Source organism: Candidatus Gillettellia adelgis (assembly GCA_020541285.1).
In the GTDB taxonomy this organism is placed as follows: Bacteria; Pseudomonadota; Gammaproteobacteria; order Enterobacterales; family Enterobacteriaceae; genus Gillettellia; species Gillettellia adelgis.
Window position 1 is genome coordinate 940,877 of record CP047043.1, and the last position, 23,457, is coordinate 964,333.

The window sequence follows — 23,457 nt, forward strand, 5'->3', positions numbered from 1 at the left end:
TAAACAATTAAATAGAATAACGGGCAATTAGTAAGTCACTCGAATCTAGAATCTTCTCAACGTAATCCTAACTCCCCCAGTTCAATCACTCACTCTCACTGCTATGTCAGGTAATATAGCGAGATATTATTTATTTAGCTTTACTCGTGTAAAATATAAGCAACATGCTTATAAGTCTTGAGTTAAAGCTATAATTTAGCGTGGGATGTAACTTCTCATCCCATCATGACTAAATTCTTTACTACTAATTCAAAAATCTTTTAAATCTGTGATCTATTGTTTTTAGTTACTATTTAGGTACAAAAAGACGATGTCGTAGGCATATATTTTAATATTTTTCATAAGTTCCTAATCAAATTCTACATAATTTTTCTTATATGATTTTTAGTTTCTTAGTATTGTTGTAAGCAGGAAGAGATAATCCAATTATTGATGTATAACATCAACTCCCAGATAAACAGAATGAATACGTTATATTTATAAAATCTACAAAATCGCAGATCAAAAAAACTTCCAGTGAAGTAACGTGTTCTTTTATGCCTTATGTATGACTGATTCAGAAGTATTTCTTTTATATATACCGCCGTCACACCCTGATAATATGTTATTCTCAACTAGTAACACATTATATTATAATGCATAACAGTATTACCACCAACCAATTAGTATGCTGGTAAAGGCAAACTGTGACCAAGAAAGCATTATCACTAGCATCTGATCACTTCGTCACTAGTGTACCAAATATGCAGTACATACTGGATAATGAAGACATTAAAATAGCGTTGTCTGCCTGCTCTAATACTAATAAATCAAAGACGTCAAATACTTTGACTAACAAAAATCTTAACCCATATCAGTAACACTACACGGTACACCTAATTAATTAACACCTTTGAAGTCGAAAAGAGTCACCACTTAGTAGATCTCCCAGTTTATGGCTTGAGTATACTATTAACAAAATACAGAGGATACAGAAAATATGCTACAATCAACATCTATCAATGCAAAATACTTAAAATTGCTGAGAATTCTAATGGATATTCGTCATCCGTTAAGGAATCTTGATCAACACATGATCCCATGGTCAGCTGATTATTAATATGTTAATATTCATCCCACCAATTAAAGCAGATCAGTTAGCCTCTGACGCCTTGTAAAACTCAAGTTAATATAGTAAAGCAGCATGCATAACATGTATATGATGATATTTTAATTGAAATATCATCCTCACCGAAAACAGAATTGATCTGAACGCGTTAAGCAAAAAATTAAATATTTAGTTTAATATGATGCCCGTAAAGTACTAAAAGACGCCAATAGCTCTTATACCTTGTAAATAGTTCACTTACGACAGTGAACAGTATATCAAAATGTAGGATATATAGATATCTTCTATTACTTATTCACAGAGGTGAATAGAAGGATCTTTATTGTTTATGTAGATATAAAAATTAATATATACGTCATAGACCTGTGTATATGTAAAGAAGGAGTGTGATTTTTGCTCCTTGTGCGTTTTATAAACACTTGAGCACCTATGGAGACGTTTTTAGACGTTTCAATGATTTGTTTAGTAGATAATATTACGCATGTTACTAACTGAAAGCATACTATCACTCCTGAATAATCAATCATGTATTTTAATACTGCTACAGCATAAAACAGACGCCTTTCACATGATATGAATTCTAGTTAAGAAGTGGTTATCAGGGATTTGTGTAGATTTCTTGTACCTTACTCAATTGATTCGCTGGTATCAATGTTAATAGCCGATACAATCATTAATATAAAGTATATAAGAATACCCAAACACCGAAGCTTCTACAGTAAATCATTATTTTTAATAACCTGACAAATAGATTCATCTATGAATTTACTAATATAATTGAGCACCCTAAGATGTAATGAGCAATATATTAAAATCGTCGACAGTAAAAGCATCGTATTCCCTATTATATCAGGTATATGACACATAACAGCTTATATCAGGTATATGACACATAACAGCACGGGATAGACTCAAAACTCATGCTATGATTACTAAACGTTATACTAAAATACCTTTCGCGTTTATATCACTAAAACAAAAAAATGCTTTTAAAACTACCATTCCTTTACGTTTGCGCATATAACAGGCTATACATAGCAAACTAAGAGATAATAAAACTACCAAACACTGGTGTTCAGGCTCGTAACAGGAACACTAACATTCTGATTAATATTTCTTTGAACTATCTGATCATTAATACACATTAAGCAGACATAATTGATAAAAGCCATCAGCACATCCGTAGTATCGAGAATGCGCGCATTCAATTTCGCTGTACACTAATAAATTTATTAGAATAGAACAATCACGACAGAATAGACAAAAATGAAGTCTATAAGATTTTATTTAATATAAAACCTGTAAGCAATGACATAGCGAGGCATCCATTGGCGCCTCTACAGACATTATTTCGGAAGTAGCTGGATGCTTAAAGCGCAGTGATGCCGCATGCAAAAAAAGACGCGTAAGCCCGGTACTAAGAAGTTGCTGATTAAACGCGTAATCACCATAGCGATCATCAAAAGCAATTGGATGTCCAGCATGTAACGCATGCACGCGAATTTGATGAGTACGTCCAGTGATCGGACGGGCTTTAACTAACGTAGCAACCTTATAACACGCTTTTACTGTAAAATGAGTTTCTGCAGATTTACCTGTATTGCTAACCTGCACGATACGCTCATGACTCCTTTGAGTTTGTTTTAGCAATGGTGCTGTTATACTTCTGCAATGGGACGGCCATTGACCGCGGACCAAGGCTAGATAGTCTTTTTGTATTGTATGCATCCGGAGTTGCTCATGCAGACACCTGAGTGCTGTGCGTTTTTTGGCGATTAATAGTACACCAGAAGTATTACGATCTAAACGATGAACGAGTTCTAAAAAATGAGCTGCCGGCCGTAGCGCACGGAGCGCTTCAATAACACCAAAACTCAGACCACTACCACCATGCACTGCTATGCCAGATGGTTTATTAAGGATTAACAGGTGCTCGTCTTCGTACACGATGGCATTGCCTAGCAACACTACTATATCTAGTTTTGCGGATGCCGTTATTACTTTTCGCTCAGCTAATCGAACAAACGGCACCCACACTAGATCGCCCGCAGATACCCTAAAATTTGTCTTAATGCGCTTTTTATTTATGCGTATTTTACCTGTTCGCACCATGCGATAAATCATGCTTTTCGGCACACCCTTTAGGTGAGTAAATAAAAAATTATCAACCCTCTGACCGGCTGCATCATTAGAAATTATCATGATTTGTACTACCAGATTTTAGCCTTGATGATAAGGCATTCTAAATAAAGTAAGATAATAGCGCTATATTTTTCTATGCTGAACTGTATTTGATAAAACAAATGAAACTTTATACTAGCACAAGGAGTAAAGTATACCGATCGAAACACCTATAATTTTACCCTCACTATTAGACAGTCACTTTGCTATACTAGCATCAGCAGTAGGATACTTTAGCGTATTTCTGCACTGCTCCTAATTATATAAGAGGATAAAATTATAAATTTTCTGATTGCGAAAAATACAGAAACAGCATAAGACATAATGCATAATCATATAATTATCAAGCTGTGATCGTAACTTAGATAGCACATATACTGAGTCGTTTTAACGGAAAACAGAAGCGCTTTCTTTCAGTACAAGTACCGCCTTCACAAAGTAACATGGATTTACCAAAAATAATTTATCCTTATATAACTATAATCGTGATGTTAACGACTTTATAAAAACTTGGAAGCCTCGATTTAATATTGCTATATGATAATTTTACCGAAGCTTTATCGCTAATATAAAAATAATGAGTAAGTTAAGATGAAAAGAATGTTAATTAACGCAACTCAAAAAGAAGAATTGCGTGTTGCTCTTGTAGATGGACAACGCCTGTACAATTTAGATATTGAAAGCCATGGTTATGCACAAAAAAAAGCGAACATTTACAAAGGGAAAATCACCCGTCTTGAACCAAGTCTTGAAGCAGCGTTTGTAGATTATGGTGCCGAAAGGCATGGTTTTCTTGCACTAAAGGAAGTTGCTCAAGAATATTTTTCTAATAACTATGCTCCCCATGATCGCCTGAATATTAAAAATGCATTGCATGAAGGCCAAGAAGTGATTGTGCAGGTAGATAAAGAAGAGCGCGGTAAAAAAGGTGCTGCTTTAACTACTTTTGTCAGCCTCGCAGGTAGTTATCTAGTTTTAATGCCGAATAACCCACTGGCCGGTGGTATTTCTCGTCGTATTGAAGGTAACGACCGAACTGAACTAAAAGAGGTTTTGTCCTCTTTGCAACTACCAGATGGCATGAGTTTAATCGTTCGAACTGCCGGTGCTGGTAAATCTATTAATACGCTACAATGGGATCTCTCTTTTCGCTTGAAACACTGGGAAAGCATCAAGAAAGCCGCTGCAAGCCGTGCTGCACCATTCTTAATTCATCAAGAACAAAACGTGATTGTACGCGCATTCCGCGATTACCTTCGCCAAGATATCGGAGAAATCTTAATAGATAATCCTAAAATTCTTAATCTAGCTAAAGAACACATTATATCACTAGGTCGCTCGGATTTTATAAGCAAAATAAAATTATATAACGGTGAAATTCCTCTTTTCAGTCACTACCAGATCGAATCACAAATTGAGTCAGCCTTTCAACGCAAAGTACGTTTACCTTCTGGTGGTTCGATCGTTATTGACAGTACTGAAGCGCTAACTGCTATCGATATTAATTCTGCGCGTGCCACCCGTGGGGGAGACCTCGAGGAAACCGCATTTAATACTAATGTGGAAGCAGCAGATGAAATTGCACGTCAGTTACGACTACGCGACCTTAGTGGATTGATTGTTATTGACTTTTATTGATATGACACCGATTCGCCATCAGCGTGATGTTGAAAACCGCCTACGCGATGCCGTGTGTCAAGATCGTGCGCGCATTCAAATTAGTCGAATTTCCCGTTTTGGATTGCTTGAGATGTCGCGTCAACGTCTTAGTCCGTCTTTGGGTGAGTCTACTCATCACGTTTGTCCTCGCTGTAACGGTACTGGCACCATTCGTGATAACGAATCTCTAGCACTGTCTATCTTACGATTAATTGAAGAAGCAGCACTAAAGGAAAATACCAAAGAAGTACACGCCATTGTACCTGTACAAGTTGCTTCTTATTTATTAAACGAAAAACGCGATACAATCAGTGCGATTGAAAAATGTCAAGCCGGTGTAAAAGCGATTATTGTGCCACATGATCAAATGCAAACACCAAATTACTCAATATTACGCGTCCGAAAAGGTGAAGCACCAGCTACCCTGAGCTACTTACTACCCAAATTATATGAAGAAAACATAATACAGTCGATAGAAGATACATCAACAGAATGCAAACAACCAGAACAGGCACATTTAGCTACCTTAACATTGCCTCCTGACAATACCGCTGCGCCTATCGAAGAACCTCTGATTACCAAATCTTTAGACACTATCTCTATCGCTAAGCCTAGCCTATTAAGTGTCTTCATTAATAATTTAAAAGCGTTTCTTACCATTAAAGAAAAACCTGCGATGATTACAGATCAACTGACTGAAGTTTCACGGGAAAACAGTAACCATAATAATCTTAATCCACAGTACAACTGGAGTCGGACTTGCGATCAAAAAAATTCCCTTGACAACTGTGATACACCAAAAGATTACAAATCTCCTTATGATCGCCGTAATCAGTCGAAAAATATACCAGTGGTCGAAGAACCTACGCATTATAATATTTCTGATACCCCTTCTTGTGTTCCATCACAAGAACTGCGTGCACAACGCATAGAATATCAGTATTCCCGCAATGCAATAAAAGACAGGGAAAATGTTTCTTTTGACCACACTAAAACAACGGATACATATCCGTGGAAAAACATACAGCACTGCCAGTATCGTCATCTAAATCAGAAATTCCGACAACTATCCTATGAAAAAAAATTAAATGACGCAGAGGAAGAACAAACAGTACTAAAAAAATTGATTATTAATAATCAAAAAACTGCACAGATGAGTTCAGACGAGAAGAACCAATTATTACTCATACCTCTAGCTTCTAAAGAACAAAATAATGCAGAGGCCAATAACAGTAAAAATAATACATATAGAATACCACGTCGTTCACGACGCTCACCACGCCACTTACGTGTTAGTGGGCAAAATCGGAGGCGTTATCGTAATGAACGTTACTTACTGCAATCTCCTACGTCATTAGTGAGTGGTGTAACGTCTCAAGAAGCACTGTTAAACGAAGTTTCAACGAACACTTCCCCTACGAAGTCCGAACAAATAACCGAAGATAATAGTCAAATCAATGTAGATCAGATTACAACAGATAACGTGCTACCATTAGCAGCCGATATGGAACCAGTTATTGATGTCACTCTTACGCCTAAGAGTATTAGACTTAACAAAACCATTATTGAGGATACCGATGCATCTATGAAAAAAAAACTCTTGTTACAATGATAACCACTACAGTTTTACCATTCAGTCTATAATATAAAAGTGCATGTCTCTAGATTAGCATTCACCAGGAAAACCTTGGTTAATAAGTGAAGTTATTCAAAGAAAGCGATTTTAATCAACGCTATATCACTTATTTCTCTACAATAACCAGATGACATGACAATGAAAATACATATAACTCTCTAAATATATTGCTAACGTCACTATAACTAGATATCTTTCGCTGGTTTAAATACCACAATAAAGCCAGCAAACAGCGTATAAATCTTTGGTGCTCAACTTAGAAGAATAAGAAACCGAAATAGCCACGTAACAGTTGAACCAGTGATTTTTTTTGGCTATCAAATTGTAGTCAACTAATAACTAAATTGGTTTTGTCTGATAACACCACTCATCAGAGTAGTTGGGATTATCAGACTCCGTGCTTATTAATTATATAACACTTAAAAACATTATTAGACGACATGTAATGTATCTTTTTAACCGTTTCCTCTAAATATGCTCGTTATATGCTCGTTACGTCTCAAGTTATAGAAAGACAACAATCTAGTAAATCTCTATGCTTACGCTCAACAAGCACTTAGGTATATTACATACTGATTAGATGAATTAATATTATTATCTGAGAGACATTTACCTACTGTATTATACAGTGCGCTAATAAAACCACTAAAATCTAGGTGCATTATGTGTCTCTTGCTATTCACTCGAAGTTAGTAGATAACGATAGTACCTAGAATAACAGTATATTGTACAGAGAGTTTTATAACCCCTGGTTCTTTAAACTTACATTAAATCATCACATGTTATACATCATTTACATCAAGTACCGTTTAAAATTATGAATTACGTAACAATAATACGTATTTTATTTCTTTTTGTATCTCAATGATAAAAGAAAGCGTTTAACACTCTAATATCTAGAACTATCGAACGCTTTACTAGTATGAATCTGATCGCCGATTAACTCATCACATAGATTCACTTAACCATATACATTGCGATAAACATACTACGTCTAATGACTACTAAATCGTTTATGATATTCCTAAAGATTTTTATCCGTTCTTGCGATATCGCTTAGAATTCAGCAAATAATTCTGCCAAATATTGTTAGCGGTATCTAACGATAAACATCAAAAACCTAACACCATAGTATCATTAAGGATTATATGTTAATTTTGTCAGATACTAAAAGCTTTGAATGCATTTAATAGTAAGGGCCTATTATTTTTTAGGATTTTTATCCTGCACTGCAAATGCATGATATTTATTCCTGTATTATTCCAAGTGCGGTTGTTTCAAAATTAATAAAAACTATACGCCATACTTCATGCGATCAAAGTGTGCAGGGTTTTCATCCACAGAGATAAGCTATAGACTCATGCTTGCAGATTAAACCCTCTTTTATAATAAAAAGCCAGGTAATTGACTGTGAATCTGGCTATTTAAAGTTAAAATTTAAAATAAATAATTTATTTATAAAAGTCGTAACAAAACTTAAAATAGGAATATTTCCAATAAAATGCTACTTACATTTTCTTTCAGCGAAGTATATATTTCTCATAATATACGCTACATACTCCAGCTTTCCGTTCATCCTCACTACTTATTCATATACACTACTATAAACCAACGTAGTTTATCTTTAAGATTTAGTTTTAACTTATCGGAAGTACTATTTAAATCGCTCGCAAAATAACTGATCGCCCTGCTACCATCTTGGTGCCACTATACGATGATCAATATAACAGTCGTAATATTCAAAATTTGCACTTATTAAGTGATAATAATAAAAAACAGCAATAACCTAATCTTTAAGATCTTTAATCTTATTAAATCATGTGCTATTATTAAACGTTTAAATATTTGCAATATGTCGATCGGTAATTAAAAATGGCTTGCCATCGCACGCAGAATATGTAATAACCATTATGAGTAAAACGAGGTGTAGTTCTGTATATGTATGGCATTTTCAGTAAAGAAGTTATGAGTAAAGACGTTAGCGTTGACTACCACTTCTTCTGCCGATCCTTATCTTAGTGCCTCAAGCAGTAACGACTCTAGTTTTGTCTATGTAACGCCTACCGGCGCTTTAAACAATCCAAAGGAATATCCAAGATGGCAAAGATTAAAGGTCAAGTTAAGTGGTTCAACGAATCTAAAGGTTTTGGTTTTATCACTCCATCAGATGGTAGCAAAGATGTTTTTGTTCATTTCTCTGCAATTCAAGGAAATGGTTTTAAAACTCTAGCTGAAGGTCAAAGCGTAGAATTTGAAATCCAAGATGGACAAAAAGGCCCATCAGCAATAAATGTTATTGCGATATAATTAACGTAAGCGATAAAAGCCCGTATTATTAATATACGGGCTTTTGTTATATACTACTTTAAAAATTAATGCTAAACCGCTATACTTCTATGCCGTTAAAGAACACAATGTTCTTGTGCAAAAGAATTAGCCTTAAGCTAATTATCATACATTCCGCCATCTCTTTATAAAAAGATAGTTCACGGAACGCTAATCTAGATACTTCTAATGTAAATTCAGTAATGGATAATTTATTTATTGGAGTCTATTATAAGACTTTAAAAACCCAGAAACTATTTCAGGTCAGTAACCAAGTTACTACTATACTATATGATAGTATAGCTAATATTTATATAGTATTGTAAGCCATCCTCTTGAAACAATAAAACTCAACGACCCTTAAATAGTACAAGATATTCAAACGTCAAATAAATACTATACACAGAGCAGTCTTCAGTATACGCTGCTAACATTCTCTATTAGTCGCCCTTGTTTTAATGAAACGTCTCTATAAAATCTAGACCAAGTCTTACTTCAGTATTAGTCCTAAAGATGTTAAGGGCATGTACTTTGTTAAAATTAAACAATATAATGACTATTAATGTCATAGTATAAACAGAAAACAATAATTTAATCACACAAAAGTCACCCACTAATTTAGTAGTAGTAATTTAAAAAATTAAAACAGTTTATTGTATTACTTTTCTATACTCGCAATTATTGAATAGCTTTCAACGTACTATGTATGCATCTATGCGGCATAATATAATAAATAGCCTGACAAGGCAACGGAAATATTCAAACTTCCTTGTCTAAAAGTGCAACTATAAGCGCGCATGTGATCAAATATAAATAGAGTTTTCTAAGAGTCTACACATAAAACGTACTATACTTGTTTAACGCTATGACTTTAATAGACTCAGATTACATACGAGTACATAAAATGCCTTAATACAAAATACTTACAATCCAACAATCAGACACTGAGTATCATTTTATCTACACATTGCAGAAACACACCACTTACTAATTGTCTAACTGCGTAGTCTTTGCCAAAACAATTCATCATTAAGTGAGTGAGAAACTAATAGTACATCTGCTGCATCATTCTACGTATTATATAATATTTAATATTATATAATATTTTAATAGTCCAATAACTTTATCAAAATCCATATCTTGTATCTGTACTGTATAAATACAGCACAATAACATAATGGACACTCATTCATTGCAGACTAAAATACCACAGGAAGTCCAGAATACAAAACCTCTTATTTATTATCATACTTATCTGATATGAAAAACAATCTCGTATATAATTAGACACCTGTTGAAAATTTTCAAAGCAGATATCAGAAGCACTGACATCAAGTGGTGTATTATCAATGCGCTACATATCAATGATATAATTATTACTGTTGTTCGCTAACATTAAAATAATATATAGTAAAGTATCATTATGTATCATAATCAAAACAACTGACTCAATTACATAAAATCTATGCAATTCTTATTAATGCATATTCTCTCTATCATAGCATTAGTCAACTAGATAATATACCACATATATCTTCATCTTTATATTTCCCTAGAAACCTATCCCATTCCTGATAGATGAATTTCATCGGGTCATACATAAATATGAGTCTCAACGACTACTTTACTGAGCCAAAATTTTTTTAAAATGTACCGTCTCTTTCGTAATATATTACTAAATCAAGCAAAAACTATCTTATAGGGTTCTATATACTATAGACAACATTATTTTATCTCATTCAGGTTGGTTGTAGATACCTATCAAACAGTAATTTCATTTATATTCTCTAAATAATAATGCTGGATTGGTTTAAAGTTTTCATCAAATTCATATACGAGTGGTATGCCGGTGGGGATATTTAGTTCAAGGATTTTATCCTCGTTCAAGTTGTCTAAGTATTTTACTAATGCACGCAAAGAATTTCCGTGAGCTACTATAATAATGCGTTCACCGCTCTTAATACGCGGCAAAATCTTTTCTTTCCAATAAGGGATAACACGATTCATAGTTAATGATAAGCTTTCTGTGAGTGGCAGCTCTTGCTCAGTAAGCGCACTGTATCGTAAGTCATGACCTGGGTAGCGCTTATCAGCTTTAGTTAAAGTCGGAGGGATTTCAGAAAAACTACGACGCCATTGCTTAACTTGAGCATCGCCATATTTCTTAGCTATTTCCGTCTTATTCAGACCTTGCAAAGCACCATAGTGACGCTCGTTTAGCTTCCAGGATTTTTCAATAGGCAACCATGCTTGATCTAGTTCGTCGAGAATATACCATAAAGTGTGGATTGCACGTTTAAGTACCGAAGTATAAGCAAAGTTAAAAAAAAACCTTTCTTTTTTTAAGAGCATACCTGATACTTTAGCTTCATTTCGACCCCGATCAGACAAATCAATGTCATTCCAACCAGTAAAGCGATTTTCCTTATTCCAATGGCTTTCACCATGACGCACAAGAACTAGACGAGTTATATACATCACTTAATTCCTTTATAATTTTATTATTCAATAATAATATAAACTGCTACATTCCTATTGCCTAGACCTAGGTAATAAATAATATGACATGACACCTAGATTGTCATCATAAAATCATTTGTATTATAACAAAAAGCTATATCAATATAACAGAAAACGCCAAACAAGAAATACGGCTGCGCTTTGCCTAGTTATCTTGAATATATAAAAAAGTAAACACATTACTTTAAATATAGCGAACAAAACACAGTTTTTCATTATCATAGCGACTGCTATTTAAGTTATATTTAATAACTATTAAAAAGAATATAACAATTTAAAGCAGCAGCATATACTATATTAGTGACATGATTCATTTCAGTAAAATTAGAGAATTACGAGCATAAATTATTGTATTTATTTTAAAAGTTAATCCACGTGCAACAATCCTCGTGTAATTGCTATGCTTTATTTTACACGATGCCGTATCTAAACGATCTATAACTACATATATCTATTGAATAGACTCTTAATTACAATAAGCTGATACACTGAAAATCGTTCATCTTCTATATTGACCAGGAGAATAAATGCAGCAAATTGTTTATGTTGCCAGCCCAGACAGCCAACAAATCCACGTCTGGAAACTTCATGATACTGGTGTGCTAGTACTACTGCAAACCATTAATGTTCCAGGACAAGTACAACCAATGAGTATTAGCCCGAATAAAAGATATCTATATGTTGGTGTACGTCCTGTATGTAATATTATTAACTATCGCATCCGCGGAGATGGCACCCTATACCAAGCTAGTATCGCGCCGCTAACAGGTAGTCCAAGTTATATCTCCACGGATTTACTAGGACGCTATCTATTTTCTGCGTCTTACAGTGATCACTGCATTAGTGTAAATAAAATTAGATATGATGGTCTAGTGACAAAACCTATCCAAAAGATCACCAGTCTTATGACACCGCATTCTGTGAATGTTGATCTGACCAATCAACTCCTGCTAGTGCCTTGCTTAAAGGAAGACTGCATTCGTTTGTTCAACCTTAGTTTAGACGGCTACTTAACACCACATACATTGCAATTTATAAGCACTGCCTCTGGTTCTGGTCCACGACACATGGCCTTCTATCCCACTGGTCACTATGCTTACTGTGTGAACGAATTAGACGGTACGGTAGATGTATTCATGCTCTCAAACAATCAAGGAAAACTCTGCTTAATTCAAACACTAGATATCATGCCTGAAGGATTCACGAATACAAGGTGGGCATCAGATATCCATATCATGCCAAATGGCCGATTCCTATACACCAGCGAGCGCACTGCTAGCATCTTAACGATCTTTAAAATTTCTGATAGTGGAAGCAGGTTATCAGTAGTGGGCTATCATGCAACTGAAGAGCAGCCGCGTGGTTTTAACATCGACCATAGTGGGCACTTTTTGATTTCTTCCGGCCAGAAGACTGACTATATCACAATATATAAGATTAATCAAAGTAATGGAACACTAAGTACATTAGCGCGTTATCCAGTAGGAAAAAAACCGATGTGGATTAGTGTATTGACACTTTAACTTGCTAAAAAACATCATTCGCGCGTGTTGAGTGCGCGAAAAATCCTCTGTACTGTCAATACAATGTTAGCACATTGATAATACTGCGTATTACATTCTATCCAATACCCTAATGCAATCTGAAATGCATCCTAATATCATCTACATTTAACTCATGAAAGATAAACTAACAAAACAAGAATTTTCACTTGGTAGGTACTGTAGTACTAAAGCGGTTGAGATAAAGTTAATGCAAATCTAATTGGCCAGCTTGATATTGCAGCTTCACGAACATATATACCCTACATAGATGTCTTCATGTTCTGTAAAATTTTTTATTATCTAATAAATAATAAGGTTAATTAATATTAATTACGATACCTAATCTATATAATAAGTTCTTTAATTTTTTGAGCATTCAACCTTTCATGCTTTTAAGTTCTAATAATTTTATATAACTTTCTGACGTGATGTATTATGTTTATCTGTTGTCTTTAATTTAATACTACTGGCCCATTACAGATGATTACATACGGCATTTAATCTGTGAAATCAGCACCGATTAGTGCTCTTAATATTCGTTGTAATTTGATTAATTATATACTTTAAGTTACGCGATAATTGTATAAAATTCTTAGTATTTTCAGCTAACCTCAAGTGATTTTAATGCGCTGCATAATATCTACAGACAGACCGACCCCCGGCATTTACAAACTCACATAAAAATTATAATACTTAGCTATAAATGCTAAAATAATACTGTCTATGACTGTTATATAATTAGAGAAATTTACAACTCCTACCAGATAAACCTAACAAAATCATTTTAGAACGTAAGCAATGTTTCTACAATCAATCTAATTTAGATGTGTCCACATATATACTAAAAAGCAAAATAATACTAACGTCTAATACATATTAGATCTAGATATATATCTGTCGTGTTCCTAGCACAATACATGTCAAATTTTCTCGCTCATTTATAATCAGTTACTATAGCGGAGTCAGTGAAGCTGATGCACATTATCCGTTCAGCTTATTTTATATCAACTAGCACAACCCACTGTTTATAGCAGTGTCCAACTAATTTTTTTCATTCTATTGTTATTTTTTTGTAAATTTTAATATTAGAAGTATAAAATCCCGAAAATCTAAAATTTTAAAAAACATTACACACAAGCACAGGATAGATTAGAAATGGTTACGCTCAATATTCACTCAATGTTGCTTTTAAAGTTAACGCATCTGCATAGAGTGTGATCTATAATACAAAGATTCACATTCAATGAATCAGTAACACCCTATAACCCGAACGTTTTTATGGAGAAAATATGAATTTGCGCCTAAGTGGGCTGATTTTCACAGTGATATTATTGATGGGTTGCGCCGACACATCATGTCATGCATTACAAGAGCAAGCAGATCCTTTAGAAGCGTTTAATCGAATGATGTTTGAATTTAACTATAACTTTTTAGACGTTTATGTATTACGCCCAGTAGCGGTAGCTTGGCGAGACTATGTGCCGATGCCAGCACGCAATGGATTAAGTAACTTTATATCTAACTTGGAGGAACCAACCAGTATGGTTAATGCGTTCTTAAGGGGTAACTTGTACCGTGGATGTATCCATTTTAATCGCTTTTTTTTAAATTCCTTGTGGGGTATAGGAGGGTTGATTGATGTTGCTGGAATGACTAACCCGATGCTGATACGCGAAGAATCAAGTCGTTTCGGTAGTACCTTAGGATATTATAAAATTAGCTACGGTCCATATATAATGCTACCAGGATACGGGGGTTTTACTTTTCGTGAAGATGGGGGTAACTGGGTAGATACACTCTACCCAATGCTCAGCTACTTAACCTTCTGGATGTCGGCAGGAAAATGGATAATGGAAGGCATTGAAACGCGTGCTCAGTGGTTAGATTCTGATAATCTATTACGCAACTCTTCTGACCCCTACATGATGGCATATAAAACCTACTTCCAGCGTCATAATTTTATCGCGAATGGCGGTTCACTAAAACCAGAAAAAAATCCGAATGCTAATACTATTCAGAGCTATTTAGATGAAATAGACTCAACATAAAACAATATACTTCATAATAAATATCCGCTGATAAGCTGTGACAGTTTATTTGGTATGCTATTAAAGTCACATACTATATTAATTGAACGATCAGTGGATCGAAACCACTTGCGATATCAGTTGTACGAGGTTGAAAGCTAAATCTAAGAGATGTAGTAAACATCTTTCTAACAATATATACTAGTAAATGTACCAAGGAAACGATAAAACAACTAAGACATATGTTACTTGAATAAGTGCAGGCATAGCGTCGTTTGATATTAAGACAGGCGTATTTTATAGCTAACATTTTTATTAATAGTGATTATTACATACGGTAATAAGCCTCCTTGAGCACTAAAACTACAATCTTGTCAGTAGATTACTATGTATAACAAAAGCTACTGGTGGTTATAACGCAACACAATTAGTTATCTTATTATCAAAAGTAGCTGCAGTAAAAAAGCAATATGCTAGCATAAAAAGTATCATACGATGCCTACTTATTATACTTATACATGTGCTCTCGTGTTAATCATTCTCGCAAATGTTAAGTCATAAGTCATTTGTACGACATATCAGAGGATTTATTTATCACTTAATTCATCAGTTATGATGCCAATGGGGACACATAAGAATTTCGATAATGCCGAAAATAAGTTCATGGGTTTTTATGACAGATGTATCCTAATAAAAATACTAATGTGAATACAATATTTGTAGTATAAAAACTCTAGACCGCAAGATTTAGATCACTTCTACAACAACTAGAGAGAACCCTCACAAAATTCCGCACAATTATATTAGTTGATCTTGCGATGACTAAATCAATAATATAGTTTTAATGAACAAACACCACACTCATGCAATACATCCATATGACCGACAGTACACCACCAAGTTACTAGGACTTCCTGATTTATACGAATCACCCGCATGCTAACTGTCTATTTTAGTAGACAGAGCAGTAATTATACACAAAGTTACTGATTGCAGTTCACCTTAATGAATGAGAATATAAAAACTACCTAACTATGAGCATTTCATGTCAGCGCCTTTTCGTTTAGAGAACTGCATTATTAGTAATGCTAGCAGATATCGTAATAATTTTCAGTACAATAAAACACACTATTTATATATTATTGATCTAATCAATAAATAGAAAGCTAGGTGGATATTCGTTCATATCGGTTACTGTGCATATTGCACAGGATATTAAATACTAATCTCTAAAGACTAGTCTAATAATGATGTTAGACAGAGAACAGTATTCAAGTTAACGATTATTTATCAGATAAAACTCAAAATAGTTGTAAGGAGCAAAATATAATTATTTTAAGATATTCTAGTACAGTAGCATCAAAAGCTCCCTATACATTAGCTGAGTATTATAAGAGTGTTCACTTAATCTCGAAACTAAAGCATCTCAATCATCATTTACGATAGTTTTTTAGTATAAGTATTTTAACACATCTAAGCTGCTATAGTAGCAAATTTCGCTAACTATTGCAGTAAAAGTATCCAACTCAATTGAAATATTTTATAATTCACTTGATATTGTAAATATCATCAATAATCCTACATGCAAAACACAATACTGGCTGTTAATGAAAGTTGTGATTCCCCTAAGCAAACAATGCAGACTATATATGTTAGCTACACAGCTACTAGTTTCTAGATGAGTAACTTTCCTAATATAACAAAAAATAAACACGTGTATTATTGAATCATAAATATTAAATTTATAACTATAATAATATAACTATAATAATCAGATGTAACGTCTTTACATCGAGAATATAATTCTAAAAATATACATTATGCTTTTGATATAAAAATCATGACATGTTTATCAGTAGTAACCAACGAAAAGCACGCTACGTGATAGTAGCGTTATATGGATTTTTTATTCACCTTCTTACACTATTGCTATCAGTGCTAGAGTCATACAATAAATACTTAGTATAGTATGTTACACGTTTCACGACAGCGTATATATTCATTGACGTTTCTGATAGCTTTAAAAATATTAAGTCTATCGCTATTCATTGCATGAGATTCTCATATATCGTTGCCTTACCAATTTTAAACATCACGGATTTAACAATCACTACATACAGCATGCTGACTTAAATATGTATCAATATGTCAGAAATCAAGATATGCAAAGCTTGGTGTAGACTATCCGTTCGCAGCTACATTACTAGCTTAGATTGAATACAGCGATATCGATAATATATAGATAAATCGGTGCTAGATTAGCTCTTGCGTTCACCGGTCAGATATCACTAGATGATGTGATGTTTACAAACGCAATGTTTACAATATAATCAGCCTCTTAATAATGCAGATCGTATCTAGTATACTGCCTACTAAAACCATTAAGTCATGTATGCAATATAATACTCTCAAACTCTCTGATGTTATAGTACAGCAGAAAGTATTGACCACTCGGTTAATACTTTGTAGAAATCTATGAGCTACTTATATAATTCGAAAAAATAAATGAATCCAAAAATTAATAGACTACCGGAATTTTACGGTAATGAGGCACAAATAAGTCGACGTATTACTTATAATTAGAAGAAGTTTCGTTTAATTAGGAGAGCAACGCATTTAAGTCATTACTGTCTGCGATGCTTAATGCTCAACTATAATGTTTGCTATGTAGATTACTAACAATCTATCACTATCATTAACACAAAGATCACGATAATTAGGGATATATATTATCCACACTATCAAAACATTTTTCTTAAGACATATAATACAACAATCAAGCAAAAAACAAATATAAACAAACAACACTAAACACTCAATAAAAAATCAAAAATCATCCTAATGAGCATACATAAAAATAATATATGACGTCACAAACATGATACAATACGTGTGTATTAGTGTGCTCGATTTTATTGAATCGATAAATAGCGTGTATTTTAGAGATGTTTGAATACTATTTTGTCTATAATTCAAATTATTTTAGACGACCATGTACCATTGTCCTCGTAGTTAAAAATGGATATAACAAGCCCCTCCTAAGGGCTAATTACTGGTTCGATTCCAGTCGGGGACATATTTGATATCTATCAATATGTATAAAAATTAATGGTATACTATTAATTTATAAAATCTACTAACAACCGTGTTTATCTGTTAAAAATCTAGAGTTATAAACAGTTTATAGAATGCTGCTCATTTTAGTTGCATCTAATTATTCCTGATTATAGTGAAAACAACAAGTGATTTACATTTATCACTCAAACAATTAAGTTAATTTTATTAGCCATAACTCACAAGATTTTACTTCTATATCCAAAGGCTATTCAATTGTATATGCCTTATTTTATTATGTATCCACTTGTTAACTAAGTGAGTGGTAAGAGGCTGAATTCACGATATCTCTAAGAGATAATCTGTAGTTCTCTTATGATTCAAATCGATTGTCTAAAATATATCGCTTCATTTCTATATCTTTTAAATTTATAACATGAAAATATAGAACGGACGATCGTCATAGATATATTATATCCATATAACCTACTCATCTAAAATTAACTCAAATCACAATTACCAGCAGAAGAAACACACATCAAACTGAAATAAACAAAACAGTAATTATGCTCTTATAGTTCATAGAAAAGCTTTGCAAAACAATATACACCAACCATATAATTAACAGTGCGCAAATAAAATGGCATCACGAAATAAAATCACGGTGATCATTTAGCGGATAATTAAGCTGATATGTGCTACATATTATTTTACCTACTCTGGCGTTAAAATATACTGCTATACTAGCATAATGTGGGGAGTCATGCTGTCACTATTGAGAGCCATACGAGTATAAGATATACTTATCTCGTTATCATACCTTATAGTGACTTAGTACACGCTTGAAGGTCGGTCATAATAGAAAACGCTATAGTATTTAATTTTACTGTAGCTTGCATGCTGGCATTACTGCTATAATATTGTATATATCGCATTTCATTTATCTCTGACGTAAATGCATAGCTTCTTTGAACTTTATTCTATATTCTATAAGTAATGTACCTCTTACCCGCTAATACGAACTGTAATGACATTTTGGTATACGATTATGTTTGAAAATTTAACCAACCAATTATCGCGAATACTACATCACATCAATGGCCGTGGGCGACTAACCGAAGAGAATATGAAAGATACTCTACGTGAAGTGCGCCTAGCACTTCTAGAAGCAGATGTCGCTTTGTCAGTGGTGCGTAACTTTATTACCTGCGTGAAAGAACGTGCAATTGGTCATACATTCAAAAAACACCTCACACCTAGCCAGGAGTTTATTAAGATCGTTAAAAGCGAGCTGATTTCTGCGATGGGAGAAATAAATACTCGGTTAAATTTATCGACGCAACCACCAGCAGTAGTGTTAATAGCAGGTCTCCAAGGAGCAGGTAAAACCACTAGTGTAGCTAAACTGGGTAAATTTTTAAAAGAAAAACACAAAAAGAAAGTTCTAGTTGTCTCCATAGATGTTTATCGCCCCGCTGCAATCAGGCAACTAGAAATACTTGCGGCAGACATTGGTATAGATTTTTTTCCCTCAAAGCTTCAAGAAAAGCCACTGGATATTGTCCACTACGCGCAACAACAAGCTAAATTAAAGTTTTACGACGTGCTTATTATTGATACAGCGGGTCGTTTGCATATTGACGCAATGATGATGAAAGAAATTAAACATGTACACACTGCAATTAATCCGATAGAAACTCTATTTGTAGTTGACGCTATGACTGGTCAAGATGCCGCAAATACTGCAAAAGCCTTTAATGAAGCGCTACCTCTGACCGGAATAATACTAACTAAAGTTGATAGTGATGCACGCGGCGGTGCAGCGCTTTCTATTCGTCATATCACTGGAAAATCAATTAAATTTCTTGGTGTAGGAGAACACAGCGATGCCTTGGAGCCATTTTATCCAGAACGTATAGCGACGCGCATTCTAGGTATGGGTGATGTTCTATCACTCATTGAAGAAATTGAAAATAAAGTTGACTGTAAACGAGCAACACAATTAGCAAGTAAACTCAAAAAAGGTGTTAGTTTCGATTTTACTGACTTCCTACATCAATTGAAGCAAATGAGAAAAATCGGTGGTATAACTAGTATACTTAGCAAACTTCCACACACCACTCATCTACCTGATAACATAGGGTCTCAGATAAACGATACAGTTTTAGTACATATGGAAGCAATTATTAATTCTATGACACTAACAGAACGCGCTAAACCAGAAATCATCAAAGGTTCTCGGAAACGTCGTATCGCAAGAGGTTCTGGTATGCAAATACAAGATGTCAATCGTATGCTAAAACAGTTTAATACTATGCAACGCATGATGAAAATCAAAAAAGGCATTTTGCCTAAGATAATACGCAGCATATAAGTGGTCTTAATACTAGTTTTCTCTTAGTGCTCTAAGGAAGCTGGTGATCAAAAACAAGAAAAGCAACATTAATAATTAGTATTAAAAGGGAATAACATTTTATTCCGCTAAAATTGCAGAATACGTTATTTAAACTAAATCACTTTTAAACAAAATAAATAAAATTTCTGGATTTTTATATTATAACGCATCTCATATCTTAATGAGGATTTACTTTTATTAACTATAGAGGCTATTATGGTAATAATTCGTTTGGCACGTGGCGGCGCAAAAAAACGTCCATTTTATCAAGTAGTCGTCACCGATAGCAAAAATGCGCGTGACGGTCGTTTCATTGAGCGCGTAGGCTTTTTTAATCCAATAGCAGCTGGTCAAGCTAAAATCCTATGCATAGGTTTAGATCGCATCGAACATTGGATAAGCCTCGGTGCAAAAGTCTCAGATCGCGTTCAAGCACTTATTAAACACGCTAAAAAATCAATTTAGTTTATTACAATGATCGTCATAAGAACAATAAATAAGCCAATACCGCCTACAACACCACTGTTACTAGGTAAAATTGGATCTACTTACGGTATCCATGGTTGGCTTAGAGTCTTTTCATATACCGAAAATCCTGAAAGCATTTTTGACTATCAACCTTGGCTTCTTCATCAAGCAGATCAATGGCAGTGCGTAGAAATTAAAGACTGGAAACGCCATAAGCATGGCTTGATTGTTAAATTTAACTACATTAATCATCGGGATGCAGCGTTTATTTTAACTCATTCTGCAATCATTATAAATGATGAGCAACTTCCCTTGCTAAAAGGGAACGATTATTATTGGAAAGATATAATTAACTGCCAAGTAATCATTATTACTGGCTATGTACTAGGCAAAGTTACTCACATGATTGAAACTGGCTCTAATGATGTAATGGTCGTTACAGCCGACCAAAAAGATACTTTTGACATAAAAAAACGATTAGTACCATTTCTTTTCGGACAAGTTATTAAAAACATTGATCTCAGCGCTCGAATTATTGAAGTAGATTGGAACCCTAGCTTTTGATTTTTAATCATGCAATTAAAATTAGCAGGATAATAATATAGGATGGACTTATGTTTATTGGTATTATAAGTCTATTTCCTGAAATATTTCACGCAATCACTGATTACGGGATAACTGGTCGGGCAGTAAAAAATGGCTTACTAAGTATACAGTATTGGAATCCACGTCATTTTACCTATGATCGACATCGTACTGTAGACGGTCGTCCCTACGGTGGTGGCCCCGGGATGCTAATGATGACCCAACCTTTACGAACAGCTATCAATGCAGCTAAATCAGTGGCAGGGGATAGCGTAAAGGTAATTTATCTATCACCTCAGGGGAGAAAATTAGATCAAACCGGCGTGTACGAACTAATAAATAATAAACGTATAATTTTAGTCTGCGGTCGTTACGAAGGAATAGATGAGCGCTTGATTCAAACAGAAATTGACCAAGAATGGTCAATAGGCGATTACGTGCTTAGTGGTGGAGAACTACCAGCAATGATCTTGATTGATGCAGTAGCCCGTTTTATACCCGGTGTATTAAAACACAAGAATTCAGTCGAAGAAGATTCCTTTGCTCATGGATTATTAGATCACCCCCACTATACCCGTCCAAAGGTGTTAGCGGGAATAGAAGTTCCGCCAGTTTTATTATCAGGCAATCATGCTAATATACGTTGTTGGCGATTGAAGCAGTCGCTAGGTCGTACCTGGCTAAGAAGACCTGAGCTCTTAGCAAGTCTCTCTCTAACTGACAAACAAGCAGCATTGTTGACTGAATTCCAACAAGAACATAAGGCTAAACAAAAGGAATATGATAAAGTCTCATATTAAATGAGCCAGATAAATCAGTTTATCTAAGGTAGAATATATATTATGCATAATATTATACAACAACTTGAAAAAGAACAAATTAAGCGAGATGTACCCAAGTTTCGTGCAGGTGATTCTGTAGAGGTAAAAGTATGGGTGGTTGAAGGTAATAAAAAACGTCTTCAGGCATTCGAAGGCGTGGTGATCGCTATTCGTAGCCGAGGTCTCAATTCTTCATTCACTGTTCGTAAAATTTCTAACAACGAAGGTGTTGAACGAGTATTTCAGACTCACTCATCCATAATTAATAGTATTCACATCAAACGTCGTGGTGCTGTGCGTAAAAGTAAACTGTATTACCTAAGGAACCGCACTGGAAAAGCAGCTCGTATTAAAGAACGTCTTAACTAACATTCAAATTGTACTAAATAAAAAGCTAATAACTATTGTTATTTTCCTTTTTAGTAAAACGTTTATTTCTCATAAATCTACATAACAAGCGCTATATGTCGGTATACATCCTTGACCAAATAAAGTCTTTTATACCATAATATAAGCCCATAGTTAGCAAAGATTATACTCTATGAATCAGAGTGTTACTAACAGTGCAGTAGCAACGCTCTTAGCAGTTGATCCTGATAGTTTTGTTTATAATTTTATAGTGTATAAATCATAAAGCTAGACATTGATTGTTAATAGTTACATTCATCAACATTTCCGTATTCAACATGATAACTTTACTTATCAACACACAATAATCTGAGCAATTCTGGTGTTATCTGTTAGTTAACATAAGAAATATTATTCTTTATAAGCTAGTGCTTTATTTAAAATCTACCGCCATGATGCTCATCATGGCGAACTCTTAGATTAAATACTACTTAGCAATATTTACTGGTCTCCTAAATTTGATGATTATCACTACTCATGAATATCTCGCGCTAATTAACATTATTAAAATAATCATCTAGCCAACTATTTTTGTCAATGAAGTATTTGGAGTTATGTAAATTATAATGATAATATGACCTGCTTAATATATTTTAGACACGCGTATGTCAGAAGATCATTGCTATTACTCCATAGCACATAAATTATATTGTCACTGCACCAGGTTATACTGGTGTTTTTAGTAACCTCGAATTTTATGAGTAGTCAAACTATAAATTATAACTA

The 23,457-nt window shown here is 34.1% G+C and carries 10 protein-coding genes, 1 tRNA gene and 2 pseudogenes; 11 read left to right on the forward strand and 2 right to left on the reverse strand.

Annotated elements, in window-relative coordinates:
- Nucleotides 1-2,395: 2,395 nt before the first annotated feature.
- Nucleotides 2,396-3,310 (reverse strand): 23S rRNA pseudouridine(955/2504/2580) synthase RluC, encoded by a 915-nt coding sequence (rluC, locus tag GIY03_RS02110; RefSeq protein ID WP_457913493.1) that lies wholly within the window; start codon nt 3,308-3,310, stop codon nt 2,396-2,398.
- A gap of 570 nt (nt 3,311-3,880) precedes the next feature.
- On the opposite strand from rluC, the pseudogene rne reads away from it, so the two are divergent.
- The 3 genes and pseudogenes from rne to cspE form a co-directional block, all read left to right on the forward strand.
- A pseudogene (gene rne, locus GIY03_RS02115) lies at nt 3,881-6,297 on the forward strand (ribonuclease E); the annotation flags it as partial.
- 2,225 nt (nt 6,298-8,522) lie between these two features.
- Nucleotides 8,523-8,628 (forward strand): annotated as a pseudogene (locus GIY03_RS02120) (DUF2627 domain-containing protein); the annotation flags it as partial.
- A 53-nt stretch (nt 8,629-8,681) separates the two neighbouring features.
- Nucleotides 8,682-8,891 (forward strand): transcription antiterminator/RNA stability regulator CspE, encoded by a 210-nt coding sequence (gene cspE / locus GIY03_RS02125; protein WP_457913494.1) that lies wholly within the window; start codon nt 8,682-8,684, stop codon nt 8,889-8,891.
- 1,779 nt (nt 8,892-10,670) lie between these two features.
- Here the strand turns inward: cspE and gpmA are convergent.
- The gene (gene gpmA, locus GIY03_RS02130) at nt 10,671-11,387 is read right to left on the reverse strand and encodes a 2,3-diphosphoglycerate-dependent phosphoglycerate mutase (protein ID WP_457913495.1); all 717 of its coding nucleotides are present in this window, start codon (nt 11,385-11,387) and stop codon (nt 10,671-10,673) included.
- Between the two features lie 569 nt (nt 11,388-11,956).
- On the opposite strand from gpmA, the gene pgl reads away from it, so the two are divergent.
- The 8 genes from pgl to rplS all read left to right on the forward strand — a co-directional run bounded on the left by pgl (nt 11,957) and on the right by rplS (nt 22,692).
- The gene (gene pgl, locus GIY03_RS02135) at nt 11,957-12,952 is read left to right on the forward strand and encodes a 6-phosphogluconolactonase (protein ID WP_457913496.1); all 996 of its coding nucleotides are present in this window, start codon (nt 11,957-11,959) and stop codon (nt 12,950-12,952) included.
- Between the two features lie 1,310 nt (nt 12,953-14,262).
- On the forward strand, nt 14,263-15,021 hold the full coding sequence (gene mlaA / locus GIY03_RS02140) for a phospholipid-binding lipoprotein MlaA (RefSeq protein ID WP_457913497.1): 759 nt from the start codon (nt 14,263-14,265) through the stop codon (nt 15,019-15,021).
- A gap of 2,981 nt (nt 15,022-18,002) precedes the next feature.
- A tRNA-Arg gene (locus tag GIY03_RS02145) sits at nt 18,003-18,076 on the forward strand.
- A gap of 1,026 nt (nt 18,077-19,102) precedes the next feature.
- A complete protein-coding gene (gene ffh, locus GIY03_RS02150) occupies nt 19,103-20,428 on the forward strand; it encodes a signal recognition particle protein (RefSeq protein ID WP_457913498.1) in 1,326 nt (441 codons plus the stop codon).
- Nucleotides 20,429-20,665: 237 nt separating this feature from the next.
- Nucleotides 20,666-20,914 carry a 30S ribosomal protein S16 gene (gene rpsP, locus GIY03_RS02155; protein ID WP_457913499.1) on the forward strand — a complete coding sequence of 83 codons (249 nt, stop codon included), beginning with the start codon at nt 20,666-20,668 and terminating at the stop codon, nt 20,912-20,914.
- A 9-nt stretch (nt 20,915-20,923) separates the two neighbouring features.
- Nucleotides 20,924-21,481, forward strand: a complete 558-nt coding sequence (gene rimM / locus GIY03_RS02160) for a ribosome maturation factor RimM (RefSeq protein WP_457913500.1) — start codon at nt 20,924-20,926, stop codon at nt 21,479-21,481.
- Nucleotides 21,482-21,531: 50 nt separating this feature from the next.
- Nucleotides 21,532-22,302, forward strand: coding sequence for a tRNA (guanosine(37)-N1)-methyltransferase TrmD (trmD, locus tag GIY03_RS02165; RefSeq protein WP_457913501.1), 771 nt, complete (start codon nt 21,532-21,534; stop codon nt 22,300-22,302).
- Nucleotides 22,303-22,344: 42 nt separating this feature from the next.
- The gene (rplS, locus tag GIY03_RS02170) at nt 22,345-22,692 is read left to right on the forward strand and encodes a 50S ribosomal protein L19 (RefSeq protein WP_457913502.1); all 348 of its coding nucleotides are present in this window, start codon (nt 22,345-22,347) and stop codon (nt 22,690-22,692) included.
- Nucleotides 22,693-23,457: the final 765 nt, after the last annotated feature.